The following is a 19093-nucleotide window of genomic DNA, read 5'->3' as shown; positions in this document are numbered from 1 at the left end:
TTGTAAGCGACATCACCGTTCGCTGAGGGGAGGCTGGGTATCTTCACAGTGTTCACGTGCTGGACGTGGGCGCCCTTCTGCTCCTGGAGTACTCATGACACATCGTCGTTCGAACACGCCGCGCATGGCCGCGGCTCTCGTCGGCACGGTGACGGCCTTCGGTCTCATCGCAGCCCCGGTCGCCTCCGCCAACAACGCCCCGCCCGCAGGCGAGGGCCAGACCCGCGTCGGCAAGTCCGACGACCGTCCGAACCCGCTCGCGGAGAAGAAGGCCGACCTGCGTGACGCCGCCGTCAGCGCTCTCGTCACGGGCAAGGCGGCCACGAAGAAGGTCAACGGCAAGCGCGTCATCGAGGTCAAGGGCAAGGACAAGAAGGGCAAGACGAAGCCGCGTTACGTCCAGTACGACGTCAACCAGAAGGCGAACATCCTGAGCTTCCTCGTCGAGTTCGGTGACCAGACGAAGCCCGCCGCCGGTGGCGCGCCCGGCCCGCTGCACAACAAGATCGCCCAGCCCGACCGCAAGATGGACGGCGGCGCGACCGACAACAACAGCACGATCTGGAAGGCCGACTTCAACCGTCAGCACTACTTCGACATGATGTTCGGCAGCTCGGAGTCGTTCAAGGACTTCTACTCCAAGCAGTCGAACGGCCGCTTCGACGTCGAGGGCGACGTGAGCGACTGGGTCAAGGTGCCTTTCAACGAGGCGCGCTACGGCCACAACCCCGTCTCGGGTGATGGCACGAGCGAGGCCGAGGGCTCCTGGTCCTTCATCGCCGACAGCGCCACGGCGTGGGTCAACGCGCAGAAGGCAGCGGGCAAGAGCGACGCCCAGATCAAGGCGTACCTGCAGAGCTTCGACAAGTGGGACCGTTACGACTACGACGGCGACGGCAACTTCGACGAGCCCGACGGCTACATCGACCACTTCCAGGCCATCCACGCCGGCGAGGGCGAAGAGGCCGGCGGTGGCGCCCAGGGTGATGACGCCATCTGGAGCCACCGCTGGTACGCGTACCAGAACCTCGCGGGCAAGGCCGGCCCGTCGCAGAACAAGCTCGGTGGTGTGCCGCTCGGCGACACGGGCCTGTGGATCGGTGACTACACGACCGAGCCGGAGAACGGTGGTCTCGGTGTCTTCACGCACGAGTTCGGTCACGACCTCGGCCTGCCGGACCTGTACGACACGACGAACAAGGCTCAGAACGACGTCTCGTACTGGTCGCTCATGAGCGCCGGTTCGTGGCTCGGCGACGGCAAGACCGACATCGGTTCGCGCCCGGGCTACATGGGTCCGTGGGAGAAGCTGCAGCTCGGCTGGCTCGACGCCACGAAGGTGAGCTACGGCAAGAGCAAGAAGGTCCAGATCGGTCCGAGCGACCGTGACTCGGCGACGCTCGGCCAGGCGGCCCTGATCAACCTGCCAGACAAGACGATCACGACGACGTACAACAAGCCCCAGTCGGGGGCCAACGAGTGGTGGGGCGGCAGCGCCGACAACCTCAACTCGACGTTGACGCGTTCGATCGACCTCACGGGCAAGAAGTCCGCGAGCGTGACGACGGCCGCCTGGTACGACACCGAGGAGGGCTACGACTTCTTCTACGGCGAGGTCAGCACCGACGGTGGCGCCACCTGGGCGCAGGTCGGCAAGGAGGTCTCCGGTGAGAAGAAGAACTGGAGCGACCTCACGTACGACCTGAGCGCTTACGCGGGCAAGAAGGTCGACTTCCGCTTCCGCTACGCGAGTGACGGCGGCGTCCACGGGGCGGGCCCGTTCCTCGACGACATCCGCATCGTCGCCGACGGCGCGACACTGCTGTCGGACGACGTCGAGAAGGGCACGAACGGCTGGGTCGCGAAGGGCTTCACCCTCTCATCGGGCACGACGAGCGAGAAGAAGACGCACTACTACCTCGCAGAGAACCGTCAGTACAACGGCTACGACCGCTACCTCAAGACGGGTCCGTACAACTTCGGTTATCTCAAGCAGCAGGCAGAGCGTGTCGAGCACTTCGCCTTCCAGCCCGGTGTTCTCATGTGGTACGTCGACAACGAGTACGCGAACAACAACGTCTCCGAGCACCCCGGCCACGGCCAGGTGTTGCCCATCGACTCGCACGCGCAGGCGATGAAGTGGAAGGACGGCACGCTCGTGTCGAACAAGCTGCAGCCCTGGGACGCGGTGTTCGGCTCGTCCTCGATGCCGTCGCTGACGCTGCACCGCAACGGTGACGCCACGACGTTCCCGAAGAGCAAGGGCGTGTCGACGTTCGACGACACGAAGGCGACGAACTACTACGACGCCTCCAACCCGACGGGTTCGACGCTGACGGCAGGCAGCGGCGTCCAGGTCACCGTCAGGGGTGTGAGCAAGGACAAGGCGCACCTCGACGTGCTTTTCCGCCGCTGACGCGCTGAGGCGAGCGGCTGAGTCCGACATGTGAGCGGCCCCGGGGATCATCCCCGGGGCCGCTCGTCGTCGGGTGACGCGGTGAGGCAGGATGGCGTCATGAACCGTCAGCAAGAGTTCGTGCTCCGCACGATCGAGGAACGTGACATCCGATTCGTGCGTCTGTGGTTCACGGACGTGCTCGGAACCCTCAAGTCGGTCGCCGTGGCGCCGGCGGAACTCGAGGGGGCGTTCGCCGAGGGCATCGGCTTCGACGGTTCGTCGATCGACGGTCTCGCGCGGGTCTACGAGGCCGACATGCTGCTGCGCCCGGACGCCTCGACGTTCCAGGTGCTGCCGTGGCGCGGCGAGAACCCCGGCACTGCGCGCATGTTCGCCGACATCCTGCTGCCCGACGGCACCCCGAGCCTCGCCGACCCGCGTGACGTGCTGCGCCGCTCGCTGACGAAGGCCGCCGACCTGGGGTTCACCTTCTACACCCATCCCGAGATCGAGTTCTACTTGTTCGAGCAGGACCTTGACCACGGCCGTCCCGTGCCGGTCGACTCGGCCGGGTTCTTCGACCACGTGCCGCACGGCACGGGCCACGACTTCCGGCGCGCCGCCATCACGATGCTCGAGAACATGGGCATCTCCGTGGAGTTCAGTCACCACGAGGGCGGGCCGGGGCAGAACGAGATCGACCTGCGCTACGCCGACGCGTTGTCGATGGCCGACAACATCCAGACGTTCAAGGCCGTCATCAAGGAGGTCGCGCTCGAGCAGGGCATCTTCGCGAGCTTCATGCCGAAGCCGATGGCAGGCCAGCCCGGCAGCGGCATGCACACGCACCTGTCGCTGTTCGAGGGTGACACGAACGCGTTCCACGAGCCGGGTTCGCCGTATCAGCTCTCGCGCACGGGCCGCCAGTTCGTCGCCGGCCTGCTCCACCACGCGCCGGAGTTCACGGCGATCACGAACCAGTTCGTCAACAGCTACAAGCGCATCTGGGGCGGTTCCGAGGCGCCGGCGCACATCTGCTGGGGGCACAACAACCGCAGCGCGATGATCCGCATCCCCATGTACAAGCCCGACAAGGGCCAGAGCACGCGCATCGAGGTGCGCACCCTCGACGCAGCGTGCAACCCCTACCTCGCGTACGCCGTCATGCTGGGCGCAGGCCTCAAGGGCATCGAGCAGGGCATGGAGCTGCCGCCCGAGGCCGAGGACGACGTGTGGACGCTCACCGAGCGCGAGCGTCGCGCCATGGGCATCCGACCGTTGCCGGCCTCGCTCGACGAGGCGATCCGCACGATGGAGGAGAGCGATTTCGTCGCCGAGGTGCTCGGCGAGCACGTCTTCGACTTCGTGCTGCGCAACAAGCACAACGAGTGGGCCGCCTACCGCGACCAGGTGACCGAGTTCGAGATCAAGCAGGATCTGCGCCGGTTGTGAGTCGTACGCAGCAGACCAAGAGTTCCGCGGCCTGGCGCAAGGCGGGCTACACCGACACCGAACGCGCCGGCTCGATGGCCCAGGAGGTCGCCGACCTCGTCCCGACCGACGTCCTGCTCGACGTCACGGGCGCGGTCGCCGACCCCGACCAGGCGCTGCTCGCGTTCGTTCGGTTGCGCGAGGCGCTCGATGCTCCCGGCCGGCGCGCGCTGACGGAGGCGCTGACGCAGCCGCTCGCACGAGCGCGCTTGTTCGGCGTGCTCGGCGCCTCGAGCGCCCTCGGTGATCACCTCGTCGCCAAGCCCGAGCAGTGGCGCGACGTGGTCGCCGCGGAGCGTCGCGACCAGGCGGCGTTCGCTCAGGCGCTCATCGCCGAGATCGACGGGCGGGACGACGACGTCAGCGCCTACGACGCGCTGCGCGTGGCCTACCGTCGTCAGCTCGTGCAGATCGCGGCGCTCGACGTCACCGACGTCCCCGCCAATGTCCTGCCCGCGACGGCAGCGTCACTCGCCGACCTCGCGGGTGCCGCGCTCGAGGCGGGGCTGCACATCGCGACGCAGAGCGTCGAGGGCGCCGAGCAGGCTCGACTCGCCGTCATCGGCATGGGCAAGACGGGCGGGCGCGAGCTCAACTACATCTCCGACGTCGACGTCATCTTCGTCGCGCAGCCCGCGGACGGGGTCGACGAGGACGTCGCCCTGCGCTTCGCTACGGAGCTCGCGACCGAGCTGATGCGCGCTTGCTCGGCGAGCACGGGGGAGGGTTCGCTGTGGCAGGTCGACGCCGCGCTGCGCCCGGAGGGCAAGCAGGGCCCCCTCGTGCGCACCGTCGCGAGCCACCGCAACTACTACGAGCGCTGGGCGAAGGGCTGGGAGTTCCAGGCGCTCCTCAAGGCGCGCCCCATCGCGGGCGACCGTGAGGTCGGCGAGGCCTACATCGCCGCGATGCGGCCGATGGTGTGGCAGGCCAGCAAGCGCGAGAACTTCGTGGAGGACGCGCAGGCGATGCGCCGTCGCGTCGAGTCGCACGTGCCCGTCAGCGAGCAGGCACGCCAGATCAAGCTCGGCCCGGGCGGTCTGCGCGACATCGAGTTCTCCGTGCAACTGCTGCAGCTCGTCCACGGACGCACCGACGAGCGGGTGCGCGCCCGCTCGACGCTCGACGCCCTCGAGGCGCTCAGTTCGTGGGGTTACGTCGGGCGCACGGATGCCTCGGCGCTCGACCGCTCCTACCGTCAGCTGCGCGTGCTCGAGCACCGCATCCAGCTGAGCAAGATGCGTCGCACCCACCTCATGCCGACGTCGAGCGCAGACCTGCGCCGCCTCGGACGCGGCGTCGGGTTGATGCGCGACCCCGACGAGGCCGTCACCGCCCACTGGCAGGAGCTCGCGCGCTCGGTGCGCCGCCTGCACGAGAAGCTGTTCTACCGGCCGCTGCTGTCGGCCGTCGCGCGTCTCGACGACGATGAGGCGAAGTTGTCGGACGAGGGCGCGCGCGATCGTCTCGCCGCGCTCGGTTACGCCGACCCGAGCGGCGCGCTGCGCCACCTGCAGGCGCTGACGTCGGGGCTGTCGCGGCGTGCGCAGATCCAGCGCACGCTCATGCCCGTCATCCTGCAGTGGCTCGCCGACGGCCCGACCCCCGACGCCGGGCTGCTCGCCTACCGCCGCATCAGTGACGAGCTCGGCACCTCGCACTGGTACCTCAACACACTGCGCGAGGGCAGCACCGCGGAACTGTTCGCCGAGGTGCTGTCGAAGTCGCGCTACGTCTCGGAACTGCTCGAACGCGCGCCCGAGAGCGTCAAGCTGTTCGCCGACCCTGCGCTGCGCGTGCCGCGTGACGAGAAGGCGATCAGCGCGACGATGACGTCCGTCGCCGGTCGCCACGACGACGTCGACAAGGCGATGCTCGCGGCGCGCACCGTCCGCCGCACCGAGCTGACGCGCATCGCCATCGCCGACGTGCTCGGCGAACTCGACCTCGAGGGCGTCGAGAAGGCCCTCACCGACGTCATGGCCGCGATGCTGCAGACCGGGCTCGACCTCGCATGGCGCGCCGTCTGCGATGACTCGGACGCACGCCTCACCGACGTCACGATCATCGGTATGGGACGCTTCGGCGGGCGTGAGCTCGGCTACAGCTCCGACGCCGACGTCATGTACGTCCACCGCCCGCGCGACGGCGCCGACGCCGGTGCTGCGCAGGACCAGGCGCTCGCCGTCGTCACCGAGTTGCGACGCCTCGCGGCGCTCGCCGGGCCAGATCCGAAGCTCGAGATCGACGCGGCGCTGCGTCCCGAGGGCAAGCAGGGCCCCCTGGTGCGTTCCCTCGACTCCTACGCCTCGTACTACGAGCGCTGGTCGGAGGGCTGGGAGGCCCAGGCGTTGCTGCGCGCCTACCCGCTCGCCGGTGACGCCGACCTGGGCCGCGCCTTCGTCGACCTCGTCGATCCGCTGCGCTGGCCCGAGGGCGGCATCAGTGACGCCGCGGTGCGTCGCATCCGCACGCTCAAGGCGCGGATGGAGGCCGAGCGCATTCCCCGCGGGGCCGATCCGCGCACCCACTTCAAGCTGGGGCGCGGCGGGTTGTCCGACGTCGAGTGGTGCGTGCAACTGCACCAGTTGCAGCACGCCCACGCCCACCCACAGTTGCGTCGGACCGGCACGATCTCGACGCTGCGGCTGCTCGCCGAGCTCGAGCTCATGGACGCCCACGACGCCGAGGTACTCGCCGACGCGTGGACCTTCGCCTCCCGGGTGCGCAACGCCTCGGTGCTGTGGCGCGGCCGCCCCGTCGAGTCGCTGCCGAGCGACCTGCGCGACGCGGAGGGCATCGCGACGCTGCTCGGACTGCCCGCCGGTGACGGTCGTCAGCTCGGCGAGGAGTACCGCAAGGTCTCGCGGCGCGCCCGGCTCGTCGTCGACCGCGTGTTCTACGGTGAGGATCCTCACAACAGCACCGGACCGAGCTTCCGACGCTGAGACGGGCGGGCAGGCGCTCGGTGCCGCCGCCTAGAATGGAGCGGTGATTTCGCGTCGTGACCTTCGTGGTTCAGCCCTGACCTCCCTCGATGCACGCGGCCTGCGCGATGCGCTGCCGCGCGCACAGTTCGACATTGAGGCGGCCCTCGACGTCGTGCGTCCGCTGTGCGAGCAGGTGCGCCATGACGGGGCCGACGCGCTGCGCGAGCTGGGGGAGCGATTCGACAAGGTGCGTCCGACGCACCTGCGGGTGCCCGCGGAGGTGCTCGCAGCCGCCGAAGCGCAGCTCGACCCCGCGATCAAGGACGCCCTCGTCGAAGCCATCCGCCGCGTGCGGATCGTCCACGCCGCGCAGGCGCGCGAGGACGTCACGACGCAGGTGAGCGACGGCGGCAGCGTCACCGAACGTTGGATCCCCGTCGAGCGCGTCGGGCTCTACGTGCCCGGCGGCCTCGCCGTGTACCCTAGCTCGGTCGTCATGAACGTCGTGCCCGCGCAGGTCGCGGGCGTCGACTCGGTCGCCGTCGCGAGCCCGCCGCAGGCGCAGAACACCGGCGAGTTCGCCGGTTACCCGCACCCGACGATCCTCGCCGCGTGCTCCCTGCTCGGCGTCGACGAGGTGTACGCCGTCGGCGGCGCGCAGGCCGTCGCGATGTTCGCCTACGGCGCACGGGAGAAGGATGGCACGAGCGTGTGCGAGCCCGTCGACCTCGTCACCGGCCCGGGCAACATCTACGTCGCAGCCGCGAAGCGCCTGCTCAAGGGCCTCATCGGCATCGACGCCGAGGCGGGCCCGACGGAGATCGGCATCCTCGCCGACGACACCGCGGACGCCGAGCACGTCGCCGCAGACCTCATCAGCCAGGCCGAGCACGACAACCTCGCGGCCTCCGTCCTCGTCACCGACTCGACGCGCCTCGCCGACGACGTCGAGGCAGCCCTCGAGCGCCGCGCCCGCGCGACGAAGCACAGCGAGCGCGTGCTCACGGCCCTCGGCGGTCCGCAGTCGGCCATCGTCCTCGTCGACGACGTCACGGCCGGGCTGCGCGTCGTCGACGCCTACGGCGCCGAGCACCTCGAGATCCACACCGCCAGCTCGCGCGAGGACGCGCTGCGCGTGCGCAACGCGGGTGCTATCTTCGTCGGCACCTACTCGCCCGTCAGCCTCGGCGACTACGCCGCCGGGTCGAACCACGTCCTGCCGACCGGCGGGTGCGCCTGCCACTCGAGCGGGCTGTCGGTGCAGTCGTTCCTCAAGGGCGTCCACATCGTCGACTATTCGCGCGAGGCCCTCGCGGAGGTCGCGGACGTCGTCGTCACGCTCGCGAACGCGGAGGACCTGCCGGCGCACGGCGAGGCCGTGACGGCGCGCTTCGAGCGTCGGGACGAGGCAGAGGCCGGGACGGAGAACGCGCCCGCATGAGCGAACCCACGATCACGCAGCTGCTGCGCGAAGACCTGCGAAACCAGAGCGCGTACGGCGCGCCGCAGCTCGACGTGCCCATCGCGCTCAACACGAACGAGTCGTCCTACGACGTGCCGGAGACGGTCGTGCGCAGCATCGTCGAGCGAGTCGAGAAGGCCGCGGGCGGGCTGAACCGCTACCCGGATCGCGAGTTCACCGAACTGCGCGCGGCCCTCGCCGACTACCTCGATCGCGTGACGGGCGTCCGGTTGCCCGTCGAGCAGATCTGGGCCGCCAACGGCAGCAACGAGGTGCTCAGCCACATCGTGCAGGCCTTCGGGGGCCCGGGCCGCGTCGCGCTCGGCTTCACGCCGAGCTACTCGATGCACCCGATCATCGCGCGCGGCGCGGGAACGACATGGGTCGACGGCCTGCGCGATCGTCGTGAGGGCGTCTATGACCTCGACGTCGACCTCGCAGTCGAGCAGGTGCGCGAGCACCGTCCGAACGTCGTGTTCGTCTGCACGCCGAACAATCCGACGGGCACCGCGGTGAGCAACGACGTCGTGCGCGCCATCTACGACGCGGCGCCGAACGCCGTCGTCATCGTCGACGAGGCGTACGTCGAGTTCGCGCGCCCGGGCACGCCGAGCGCCCTCGAGCTGCTCGCCGATCACCCGCGCCTGATCGTCAGCCGCACGATGAGCAAGGCGTTCGCGTTCGCCGGCGCGCGCGTCGGTTACATGGCCGCCTCGCGCGAGATCTGCGACGCGATGCGTCTCGTGCGTCTGCCCTACCACCTGTCGTCGGTGACGCAGGCGACCGCGCTGGCGGCCCTCGACCACGCCGAAGAGATGCTCGCCATGGTCGATGCGATCAAGGCCCAGCGCGACCGCATCGTCGAGGCCGCGCGAGTGGCGGGGCTCACGCCGACGCCGAGCGATGCGAACTTCGTTCTCATCGGTGGTCTCACCGACGCGCACGCCACGTGGCAGGCCCTGCTCGATCGCGGCATCCTCGTGCGCGACGTCGGCATCGCGCACCACCTGCGCATCACGGCCGGCACGCCCGCCGAGACGGACGCCGTCATCGCGGCCCTCACCGACCTCGCCCCCACGCACGCCCTCCAGGAGGAGAAAGCATGAGCGACGCGACCGACTTCGTCATCCCCGACGTGCCCGCCGACCACCGGACAGCGCTCATCGAGCGCACGACGAAGGAAGCCTCGATCAGGCTGTGGCTCGACCTCGACGGTACGGGCACGTCCGACATCCGCACCGGGGTGCGCTTCTACGACCACATGCTCGACTCGCTGAGCAAGCACAGCCTCATCGACCTGCGCATCCGCGCCAGCGGCGACCTCGACGTGGACGCCCACCACACGGTCGAGGACACCGCGATCGTGCTCGGCCAGGCCCTGCGCGAAGCGCTCGGCGACAAGTCGGGCATCTCGCGTTTCGGGGACGCGAAGGTGCCGCTCGACGAGGCGCTCGTCGAGGCGGTCGTCGACGTCGCGGGCCGCCCGTACGTCGTCCACACCGGTGAACCGGACGGCCAGATCTACGCGGTCATCGGGGGCAACTACATCGGCTCCCTGACGCAGCACGTCATCGAATCGCTCGGCTACAACGCGGGCATCGCGCTGCACGTCAACGTCATCTCCGGGCGCGACCCGCACCACATCGTCGAGGCCCAGTTCAAGGCGATCGCCCGCGCGCTGCGCGCCGCGGTGGCGAAGGACCCGCGCGTGCAGGGAATCCCGAGCGCGAAGGGTGCTCTCTGAGTCATGCCGAGACTAGGTCGGCAGTCGAACTTCACCGGCGCGCTCGACGCCGTCGTCGTCATACGCGGCGATGCCGAGCGTGTGGCTCGCTGGGTCGAACAGGGCACCGTGCCGGCGTACGTCGTCGACCTCGACGGGCCGTGGTGCGCCGTCGTCGCGGCGGGCCCTGGGCATGCGGCCGCGCCCTTTGACGACGCCGCGACGGTGCTCGTCGCCCGCCCCGTTCCGCAGATGATGCGCCCGGCCGCCGGGTTCTTCGTCCACGGCGACGACGCCGTCGTCCTCGTCCAGCCGCGACGGTGGCGCTCCCTGCCGCGTTGGTTCGTCGTCCGCCGCGGTTTCGGGGTCGTGCGCGCGGTGCTGCCGCAGGCGAGCCTCGCGGATCTGCTCGCGGTGGGGGAGAACTCGCACCCGGAGACCCTCGAACGCGTCCTCGCGCAGCGCGGCGCCGAGCCGATCGAGGTGCTGCGTGGCGTCATGGTCGCCCTCGGCATCCGCGCCGGGCATCTGCTCGCGCTGCATCCGCGCGCGGCGATCGAGGCCGATCTCGTCGAACCTGATGCGAAGGCAGTACGACGCTTCGACAAGCACACCCGCGAGGAACGGGAAGAACGGCGAGAGATCGAAGGGCACGCCCTGATGGAGGAGAAGCGATGAAGAAGGTCGTCGTGCTCGACTACGGCAGCGGCAACATCCACTCCGCCGTGCGCATGCTCGAACGCATCGGCGCCGACGTCGAACTCACCGCCGATCCCACGTCCGTGGCGCGCGCAGACGGGCTGTTCGTGCCCGGCGTCGGCAACTTCCACGCGTGCGCCGCGGGGCTCGTCGCCGCGGGCGGGCGTGAGCTCATCGCAGAGCGACTGACACGTCAGGCCCCCGTGCTCGGTATCTGCGTCGGCATGCAGGTCATGTTCGACGGCTCGAGCGAGCCGTCGCCGTCGCCGGTCGACGGGCTGGGGCTGTGGCATGGTCGAGTCGAGCGTCTCGACGCCCCGGTCGTACCGCACATGGGCTGGTCGCAGCTCGAACCGGCGCCCGGCAGCCGACTGTTCGCCGGTGTCGAGGACGAACGGTTCTACTTCGTCCACTCGTTCGCGGCCCCCGCGACCGTCGCCGACCTCAACTCGGGCGCGCGCGTCACGCTCGCGACGCACGGCACCCCCTTCGCCGCGGCCATGGAGCAGGGTGCGCTGAGCGCCACCCAGTTCCACCCCGAGAAGTCGGGTGACGCCGGCGCCGCGCTGCTGACAAACTGGCTCGACACCCTCTGATGCCATGCCCAGCCACCCCGATCCGACGGCTCGAAGGAGCACCATGACCACCGAACCCCGCCTCGAACTGCTGCCGGCCGTCGACGTCGCCGGCGGTGAGGCCGTCCAACTCGTCCAGGGCATCGCCGGGACGGGCGGCCAGTTCGGCGACCCCGTCGCCGCTGCACTCGCGTGGCAGGAAGCGGGCGCCGAGTGGCTGCACCTCGTTGACCTCGATGCCGCGTTCGGACGCGGCGAGAACCGCGGCCTGCTCGCCAAGATCGTCGGCACGCTCGACATCAAGGTCGAGATGAGCGGCGGCATCCGTGACGCCGAGTCACTCGAGGCTGCGCTCGCCACGGGCTGCCGTCGCGTCAACCTCGGCACCGCAGCCCTGGAGAACCCCGAGTGGACCGCTGCCGCCATCGCCGAGCACGGCGACCGCATCGCCGTCGGCCTCGACGTGCGCGGCACCACCCTCGCCGCCCGCGGCTGGACGAAGGAGGGCGGCGACCTGTGGGAGACCCTCGCCCGCCTCGACCGTGAGGGCTGCGCGCGCTACGTCGTCACCGACGTCGCGAAAGACGGGATGCTCGCCGGCCCCAACACCGCGCTGCTGCAGCAGGTGTGCGAGCGCACCGACCGCCCCGTCGTCGCCTCCGGCGGCGTGACGACGCTCGACGACCTGCGCGCGCTGCGCGAGCTCGTGCCGTACGGGGTCGAAGGCGCCATCATCGGCTCGGCCCTCTACAAGGGCACGATGACGCTCGCCGACGCCCTCGACGTCGCGGGGCGCCCCGAGTGAGCGGCCCGGGGCCGAGCGACACGGCCGGCATCCCGTTCAGCGGCCGCGAGGTGACGAGCACCGGTTTCGACGACGACCGCGGCGAGGCCGATGCGGCTCTCGTGGCGGCGCTGGCGAGTGGTGACGAGGAGGCGTGGGTCGCAGCGTTGGCCGAGAGCAGGTTGCTCGTGCCGATCGTCGCCGCCCCCACCGAGGTCGACACGAGCGGGGAGCACGCCGTCGAGAAGTCGACCGACATGGCTGTCGTGACGCTGACCGCGCCGGACGGTACAAAGGGCCTGCCCGTCTTCACGAGCCTCGAAGCGCTCGCCGCCTGGGATCCGGCGGCCCGCCCGTCACCCGTCAAGGCCGCGTTCGCGGCGCAGGCGGCCATCTCAGAGGAATGCGACGTCCTGCTGCTCGACATGGCCAGCGAGCATCGCGTCGTCGTGCGCGCGAGCATGGTCTGGGCGCTCGCGCAGCAGCAGGCCTGGGTGCCCGCCTACCGTGACACGCACGTGCGCTCCGCCATCGGGCAGGCTGTGCGCGTCGAGGAGGCCGTGCTCGCGCAGGAGTGCGTCGACGGGGGAGAGGGCGTGCTGCGGCTGCGTCTCACCCTCGCCCCGGGTTTGAGCCAGGACGAGGTCCGCGCGCTCGCCACACGCGTCGGCGAGCGGCTGGCCGCCGACGGTGAGACTCGCGCCCGCATCGAAGCTCTCGCCTTCGAGTTCGTCGCGGCGTGAGGCGCGGGCGGCACTGAAAACCCCGGAAGAGCCGGGGGGCACATGACGCAGGGGCCGGACGGTGAGATCTCACCGTCCGGCCCCTGCGTCATGCGTCGGCGCGTCGACACCTGGCGTGCGGTCTGACGTCGTGCTCAGTCGAACTCGTCGTGCAGCGGGAACCCGCACTCGTGCAGGTGGTCGAGCACCCGGTCCATTTCCTGTGGGCTGGGCAGCTCCTGGGTCACCTTCGTGATGCCGACACCCACATCGACCCGGTCAGCGGGCACGAGCCCGTCGGCGACGAGGTGGTTGCCCAGTTCGTGCATCTCCTCAGGAGAGAGCCTGCGCCGCATGAGCGCGAGCAACGGCTGGTAGTCGCGCTCCGGTACCCCCGTGGGGTAGCTGACGCGCAGCCAGTTGACGATGCGCTCGAGGGATGGGTTCATCGCCTCACTTCTTCTCGGCGAAGGTCGGGAACACGTGCTCGAACGACACCTTGTAGCCGAAGCCCGACGCGATGATGATGGCGAGGCCCAGCGCCACCGCGACGGCGACGAGCGCGAAGCAGAGCAGGCCGACGGGCTTGCCCCAGGACTTGGCGCTCTCGCCGGTCGTGAGAGCGCCTTCACCGGCGGCGATGCCACGCACGCCGAAGGCGAACAGGGCAGGCACGCCTGCACCGAGGACGATGGCGACGAGAAGCACCTTCCAGGCGCTCTCGAACGCGAGGGAGAGAGTGTTCATCGGGAACCAACCTTGGTCGCGGGGTGGACGGTGTTGCGGTCGGACTCGGCCACGACGTCGGGGATGTGCGTCGCCGCGAGGTCCTGCGGGTCCCACTCCTCGTTGACGTTGTTGTGGTCGACCGGCGTCTTGCGCGAGTGGTAGAACATGTATGCCGCGAACGCGCACAGGATGGCGAAGACGACGATGCCGCCGGCGCCACCACCGATGACGTCACCGAGGTACCACATGAGCGCACCGACGACCGCGGCGGCGGGCAGGGTGATGAACCAGGCGAGCACCATGCGTCCGGCGACACCCCAGCGGACCTCCGCGCCCTTCTTGCCCAGGCCGGTACCGAGGATCGAACCCGTCGCGACGTGCGTCGTCGACAGCGCGAAGCCGAGGTGGCTCGAGACGAGGATGACGGCGGAGCTGGCCGACTCGGCAGCCATGCCCTGCGGCGACTCGATCTCGACGAGGCCCTTGCCGAGCGTGCGGATGATGCGCCAGCCGCCGAGGTAGGTGCCGGCCGCGATGGCGAGCGCACAGGCGAACTTCACCCACAGCGGAACGCTGTGCGTGTCGGTCCAGGAGCCGTAGCCGATGAGGGCGAGGGTGATGACACCCATCGTCTTCTGCGCGTCGTTGGTGCCGTGAGCGAGCGAGACGAGCGAGGCGCTGCAGATCTGACCCCAGCGGAAACCACGCTCGGACTCGGCGTGACTGACCTTCTTCGTGATGGCGTAGATGAGCTTCGTGCCCAGCGCCGCAACGACCGCCGCGATGAAGGGCGACAAGAACGCGGGGATGATGACCTTGCCGACGACACCGTCGAGCTTCGATCCGTCACCCGTCCACTTGACGCCCGCCATGCCGATCGCGGCGATGGCCGAACCGATGAGACCACCGAACAGTGCGTGGCTCGAACTGCTCGGGATGCCGAGCAGCCACGTGAGCAGGTTCCACACGATGCCACCGACGAGGCCGGCGAGCACGATGAGCAGCAGGGCCTGGCCGTGGTCGGCGACGAATTCCGGTTTCGGAGCGCCGTCCTTGGCCTGGATCTTGATGACTGCGTTGGTGACGGTGAGGGCGACCTCGACCGACAGGAAGGCACCGATCAGGTTGAGGATGCCGGAGAGGGCGACTGCCACCTTGGGCTTGAGGGCACCGGTGGCGATGGACGTCGCCATCGCGTTGCCGGTGTCGTGGAAGCCGTTGGTGAAGTCGAACGCCAGTGCCGTGACGATGACGAGCACGAGAAGAATGAACGAGAAATCCACACGGCAAGTGTGCAACCGCGCAGTGGCCGCCGAGTGCGCTGTACGCAAACGGGTGTTGGCACTGCGGGAAATTCGCGGGAGCGCCCGATATCTGTTCACCGGAAGTTCACCTCCCGTGAGGCGATTCTTTGCCGGACGGGCACGCGCGAGGGCGCCCCGGCGTCTCGCGCGGTTGACGCGGGCGGCCCGCTCGACCACGTGACGCAACGAGACCGCCGGGTCCGGAGCATGAGCTCCGGACCCGGCGGTCTCGAATCGATCGCGCTGAGGTACAGGCGCGATCAGTGGATCTGCGCGATCAGAGGTTGATCATGTGCCCGGCGATGCCGTGCACGGCTTCCTTCACGGCCTCTCCCAGCGTCGGGTGGGCGAAGATGTTGCGCGAGACCTCGTCGGCCGTCAGATCCCACTGCTGCGCGAGCGTCAGCACCGGGAGCATCTCGGTGACGTCGGGGCCGATCATCGCGGCGCCGAGCAGTTCGTCGTGCTTCGCGTCTGCGATGACCTTGACGAAGCCCACGGCCTCGCCGAGGCCCTGCGCCTTGCCGTTCGCGGAGAACGGGAACGTCGCCGTCTTGACGTCGTAGCCCTTCTCCTTGGCCTGAGCCTCGGAGTAACCGAACGAGGCGACCTGCGGCTGGCAGTACGTCGCGCGCGGGATCATGTCGTAGTTGATCTCCATCGTCTCGACGCCCGCGATGGTCTCGGCGGCGACGATGCCCATGGCCTCGGCGGTGTGCGCGAGCATGAGCTTGGCCGTCACGTCACCGATGGCGTAGACCTTGTCGACGTTGGTGCGGCCGCGCCCGTCGATCTCGATGGCGCCGCGCTCGGTGAGCTTGACGCCGAGATCCTCCAGGCCGTAGCCCTCGACGCGCGGCTTGAAGCCGAACGCCGACAGCATCTTGTCGGCCTCGAGCACCTGCGAGTCGCCGCCCTTGGCGGGGGAGACGGTGACCTTGACGCCGGAGCCGGTGTCCTCGGCCTTCTCGACCTTCGTGCCGGTCATGACCTTGATGCCGAGCTTCTTGTACTGCTTGAGCAGCTCCTTGGACACGTCCGCGTCCTCGGTCGGCACCATGCGGTCGGCGAACTCGACGATCGTCACGTCGACGCCGAAGTTCTTCATGACGTAGGCGAACTCGACGCCGATGGCGCCCGAACCGCCGATGATGATGGAGCCCGGCAGCTCCTCCGAGAGGATCTGCTCCTCGTAGGAGACGATGTTCTTGCTGAGGTCGACCCCGGGCATCGTGCGCACGGTGGCGCCCGTCGCGACGATGAGGTTGTCGTAGGTGACGCTCTGGGTGGAGCCGTCCTCACCCTTCACGTCGATGGAGTGGTCGGCCTTGAGCGTGCCGTGACCGTTGATCTCCGTGATCTTGTTCTTCTTCATCAGGTAGTGAACACCCTTGACGATGTTCGACGAGACCTGACGGGAACGCTTGTGCGTGGGCCCGAACGCCATCGTGGCGTCGCCCTCGATGCCGAACTTCTCCTTCTCGTGCGTGAGCACGTGCGCGAGTTCGGCGTTCTTCAGCAGAGCTTTCGAGGGGATGCACCCGACGTTGAGGCAGACACCTCCCCAGTACTTCTGCTCGATAACGGCGGCGCTCAGGCCGAGCTGGGAGGCGCGGATAGCCGCGACGTACCCACCCGGGCCGGCGCCGAGGACGACGACATCAAAATGATTGGCCACGAGGCAGAGCCTAGACCCATCGGGGCGCAGGGTGTGAGTGCAGGTAGTTACTGACGGGTAGAAGTTTGCGGCGCCCGGTCCCGACCGTTCCCGTGCGCCTCGCGGCGCGTGGGGCTCAGTCGTCCGCCGCCTCGGTGTGCTGCGCGAGCAGCTCATGCGCCAAGGGCGTGTCGACGACGATCGAGGTGAGGTAGCCCCCGCGGATGCCGGCCGCGACGGCCGCGGCGCGCGCCCGACCGTGCGACAGGGCCACGACGTGGGTGATGAGCCGCAGATCGTCGGGGCGCATGCTGACCAGACGTGCCGTCAGGCCCGCGTGCACCGGCGCGCCGGTCACGTCGAACAGGGAGCCGGCGATCTCGCCGACGACCTGCAGGCGCGCGAGATCGTCGCGCTCGTCGTCGCTCGCGAGGTCGAACAGGGTGCTCTCGCCGCTGCTCCACCCGCCGACGCCGACGAGTGCGAGGGAGCAGTGCTTGGCGTCGTCGAGGGTGCCTGCGACGCTCGCCTGAGCGCGGATGACGGCGGCCGCAGCGGCGTCGTCGGCAACGAGCGGCGCGTAGAAGACGCGGGGTTCTCCGCCGGTGAGGCGGGCGGCGTCACGCACGACGTCGACGGGGGAGGATTCGTACGCCGGCAGGTCGAGGGCCCCGGAGAGCTGGACGATCGGCACGGGTGGCAGACCGTCGAAGTGGCGCACCGCCTTGGCGACCATCCGGCTCCATGGCAGCCCGATGACGTCGGTCGGCTGCGCGAGGCGCCGCATGAGGTCGGCGCCGCGGCGGGCGAGCTCGTCCTGCGCGGCGTCCGTCTCGAGTTCCTCGACGTCGACGACGACGGCGTGTGCGAGCCCGAACGCGTCGCGCAGGCGGCGTTCGAGGTGCTCGCACCCGGCGCCGGGGTCGACGACGTCGATGCGGACGATTCCCTGGTCGCGGGCCTCCTCGAGCAGGCGCGCCACCTTGAACCGACTGATGTCGAGCTCTTCGGCGATGGCCACCTTGGAGGCGTCGTCGAGGTAGTAGCGACGTGCTGCGTGGACCATGAGGCGCTGATGCTGCGGTGCGCTCGCGTCGACCATGGGAACTCCCGGCGTTCGTAGCGTGAATCGTGGGTTGACATTGTGTGTCGAATCACACTTTACTCATATGTGCCTGCTAGTGCTCAAGTGAGCATGGTGCTCGTTCGAGCATTGCACACCAGGCACGACGACATGGGAGGTTTCGTGGGACGACGACGAAATGGCATCGCCCTCCTCGCCGCGGCAGCACTGGTGGGCGGTTCTACGACCGCGTGCGCGGGCTGGGGTGGCGGGGTCTCATCGGGTGGCAAGGACAGCATCAACGTCCTCATGGTCAACAACCCGCAGATGATGGACCTGCAGAAGCTCGCGCCGGATTTCGAGAAGGAGACGGGCATCCACGTCAACTTCACGGTGCTGCCGGAGGACGACCTGCGCGACAAGACGAGTCAGGAGTTCAGCGCCCAGGCCGGTCAGTACGACGTCGCGACGTTGAGCAACTTCGAGATCCCGATCTACGCGAAGGCCGGCTGGGTCGCGGATCTCACGAGCCACGTCAAGGCCGACACCCAGTTTGACCAGGACGACATCCTCGCTCCCATGACGAAGGCGCTCAGCGTCGACGGGAAGATCTACGGCGAGCCGTTCTACGGCGAGTCGAGCTTTCTCATGTACCGCAAGGACATCCTGGCGTCGAAGGGCATCACGATGCCCGCGAACCCGACGTGGCCGCAGGTCGCCGACATCGCGGCCAAGGTCGACGGCGCCCAGCCGGGCATGCGCGGCATCTGCCTGCGTGGTCAGCCAGGATGGGGTCAGCTGTTCGCGCCGCTGACGACCGTCGTCAACACCTTCGGGGGCACCTGGTTCACGAAGGACTGGCAGGCGCAGGTCGACTCGCCCGAGTTCAAGCAGGCGACGAACTTCTACGTCGACCTCGTCAGGAAGCACGGTGAGGCCGGAGCGCCGCAGGCGGGCTTCACCGAGTGCCTCAACAACACCCAGCAGGGCAAGACGGCGATGTGGTACGACGCGACGTCGGCCGCCGGTTCCCTCGAGGCCAAGGGCTCGCCGGTGGCCGGGAAGATGGGCTACGCGCCGGCTCCCGTCGTCAAGACCAAGAATGCCGGTTGGCTGTACGCCTGGGCGTGGGCGATCGAGCAGAAGTCCGAGAAGAAGGACGCCGCCTGGAAGTTCGTCTCGTGGGCCTCGGGCAAGAAGTACGAGAAGCTCGTCGGCGAGAAGATCGGCTGGTCGTCGGTCCCCTCCGGCAAGCGCGCCTCGACGTACGAGATCCCCGAGTACGTCGCCTCCGCGAAGGCGTTCGCCGAACCGGCGAAGAAGGCCATCGAGTCGGCTCAGCCCGACAACCCGGGCGTCCAGCCCCGACCCGCCGGCGGCATCCAGTTCGTCGACATCCCCGAGTTTCCGGCCCTGGGCACCCAGGTCAGCCAGGAGGTCAGCTCGGCCATCGCCGGCAAGCAGAGCGTCGATGCGGCGCTCGAGACGGGCCAGGAGCTCGCGAGCGACGTGGCCGAGGACTATCGCAAGCGTGAAGGGAAGTGAGTGACGTGAGC

Annotated in this window: 16 protein-coding genes; 11 read left to right on the top strand and 5 right to left on the bottom strand. The window is 69.1% G+C overall.

All coding sequences use genetic code 11. The features are described 5' to 3' along the window. Positions 1-94 precede the first annotated feature (94 nt). From EDC82_RS08390 to EDC82_RS08345, 10 genes are all read left to right on the top strand, one after another. Positions 95-2416, top strand: coding sequence for an immune inhibitor A domain-containing protein (locus tag EDC82_RS08390; protein WP_006944302.1), 2322 nt, complete (start codon positions 95-97; stop codon positions 2414-2416). Between the two features lie 99 nt (positions 2417-2515). After that, positions 2516-3850, top strand: coding sequence for a type I glutamate--ammonia ligase (glnA, locus tag EDC82_RS08385; protein ID WP_006944201.1), 1335 nt, complete (start codon positions 2516-2518; stop codon positions 3848-3850). Continuing rightward, entirely contained in the window at positions 3847-6837 is a 2991-nt protein-coding gene (locus EDC82_RS08380) for a bifunctional [glutamine synthetase] adenylyltransferase/[glutamine synthetase]-adenylyl-L-tyrosine phosphorylase (RefSeq protein WP_062257836.1), read from the top strand. The genes glnA and EDC82_RS08380 overlap by 4 nt, the downstream gene beginning before the upstream one ends. Before the next feature lie 43 nt (positions 6838-6880). After that, positions 6881-8260 (top strand): histidinol dehydrogenase, encoded by a 1380-nt coding sequence (gene hisD / locus EDC82_RS08375; protein ID WP_074040715.1) that lies wholly within the window; start codon positions 6881-6883, stop codon positions 8258-8260. Then, entirely contained in the window at positions 8257-9387 is a 1131-nt protein-coding gene (locus tag EDC82_RS08370) for a histidinol-phosphate transaminase (RefSeq protein WP_062256417.1), read from the top strand. Before hisD ends, EDC82_RS08370 begins: the two co-directional genes overlap by 4 nt. Continuing rightward, positions 9384-10025, top strand: a complete 642-nt coding sequence (gene hisB, locus EDC82_RS08365) for an imidazoleglycerol-phosphate dehydratase HisB (RefSeq protein WP_006944159.1) — start codon at positions 9384-9386, stop codon at positions 10023-10025. Before EDC82_RS08370 ends, hisB begins: the two co-directional genes overlap by 4 nt. 3 nt (positions 10026-10028) lie before the next feature. Then, positions 10029-10682: a hypothetical protein gene (locus EDC82_RS08360; RefSeq protein ID WP_131941156.1), complete on the top strand. Its 654-nt coding sequence runs from the start codon at positions 10029-10031 to the stop codon at positions 10680-10682. After that, complete coding sequence (hisH, locus tag EDC82_RS08355; RefSeq protein WP_006944195.1) at positions 10679-11299, top strand: imidazole glycerol phosphate synthase subunit HisH; 621 nt, start codon at positions 10679-10681, stop codon at positions 11297-11299. The genes EDC82_RS08360 and hisH overlap by 4 nt, the downstream gene beginning before the upstream one ends. 43 nt (positions 11300-11342) lie before the next feature. Further along, positions 11343-12083, top strand: a complete 741-nt coding sequence (priA, locus tag EDC82_RS08350) for a bifunctional 1-(5-phosphoribosyl)-5-((5-phosphoribosylamino)methylideneamino)imidazole-4-carboxamide isomerase/phosphoribosylanthranilate isomerase PriA (protein WP_006944303.1) — start codon at positions 11343-11345, stop codon at positions 12081-12083. Beyond that, positions 12080-12805 (top strand): SseB family protein, encoded by a 726-nt coding sequence (locus tag EDC82_RS08345; RefSeq protein WP_131941154.1) that lies wholly within the window; start codon positions 12080-12082, stop codon positions 12803-12805. The genes priA and EDC82_RS08345 overlap by 4 nt, the downstream gene beginning before the upstream one ends. A gap of 134 nt (positions 12806-12939) precedes the next feature. On the opposite strand, the gene EDC82_RS08340 is transcribed toward EDC82_RS08345, so the two are convergent. From EDC82_RS08340 to EDC82_RS08320, 5 genes are all read right to left on the bottom strand, one after another. Then, positions 12940-13233, bottom strand: a complete 294-nt coding sequence (locus tag EDC82_RS08340; protein WP_062256422.1) for a DUF3349 domain-containing protein — start codon at positions 13231-13233, stop codon at positions 12940-12942. Positions 13234-13237: 4 nt separating this feature from the next. Then, entirely contained in the window at positions 13238-13531 is a 294-nt protein-coding gene (locus EDC82_RS08335; RefSeq protein WP_062256424.1) for a hypothetical protein, read from the bottom strand. Further along, positions 13528-14796 carry an inorganic phosphate transporter gene (locus EDC82_RS08330; protein ID WP_131941152.1) on the bottom strand — a complete coding sequence of 423 codons (1269 nt, stop codon included), beginning with the start codon at positions 14794-14796 and terminating at the stop codon, positions 13528-13530. The genes EDC82_RS08335 and EDC82_RS08330 overlap by 4 nt, the downstream gene beginning before the upstream one ends. Before the next feature lie 298 nt (positions 14797-15094). Next, positions 15095-16495 (bottom strand): dihydrolipoyl dehydrogenase, encoded by a 1401-nt coding sequence (gene lpdA / locus EDC82_RS08325; protein WP_062256428.1) that lies wholly within the window; start codon positions 16493-16495, stop codon positions 15095-15097. Positions 16496-16610: 115 nt separating this feature from the next. After that, a complete protein-coding gene (locus tag EDC82_RS08320) occupies positions 16611-17576 on the bottom strand; it encodes a sugar-binding transcriptional regulator (RefSeq protein ID WP_062256429.1) in 966 nt (321 codons plus the stop codon). A 132-nt stretch (positions 17577-17708) separates the two neighbouring features. On the opposite strand from EDC82_RS08320, the gene EDC82_RS08315 reads away from it, so the two are divergent. Beyond that, positions 17709-19082 (top strand): sugar ABC transporter substrate-binding protein, encoded by a 1374-nt coding sequence (locus tag EDC82_RS08315; RefSeq protein ID WP_062256431.1) that lies wholly within the window; start codon positions 17709-17711, stop codon positions 19080-19082. Positions 19083-19093 lie beyond the last annotated feature (11 nt).

The sequence above is a fragment of the Dermacoccus sp. SAI-028 genome, from assembly GCF_004346775.1.
In the GTDB taxonomy this organism is placed as follows: Bacteria; Actinomycetota; Actinomycetes; order Actinomycetales; family Dermatophilaceae; genus Dermacoccus; species Dermacoccus nishinomiyaensis.
The sequence above is the reverse complement of the archived record's forward strand: the minus strand, read 5'-3'. Positions and strand labels throughout refer to the sequence as shown.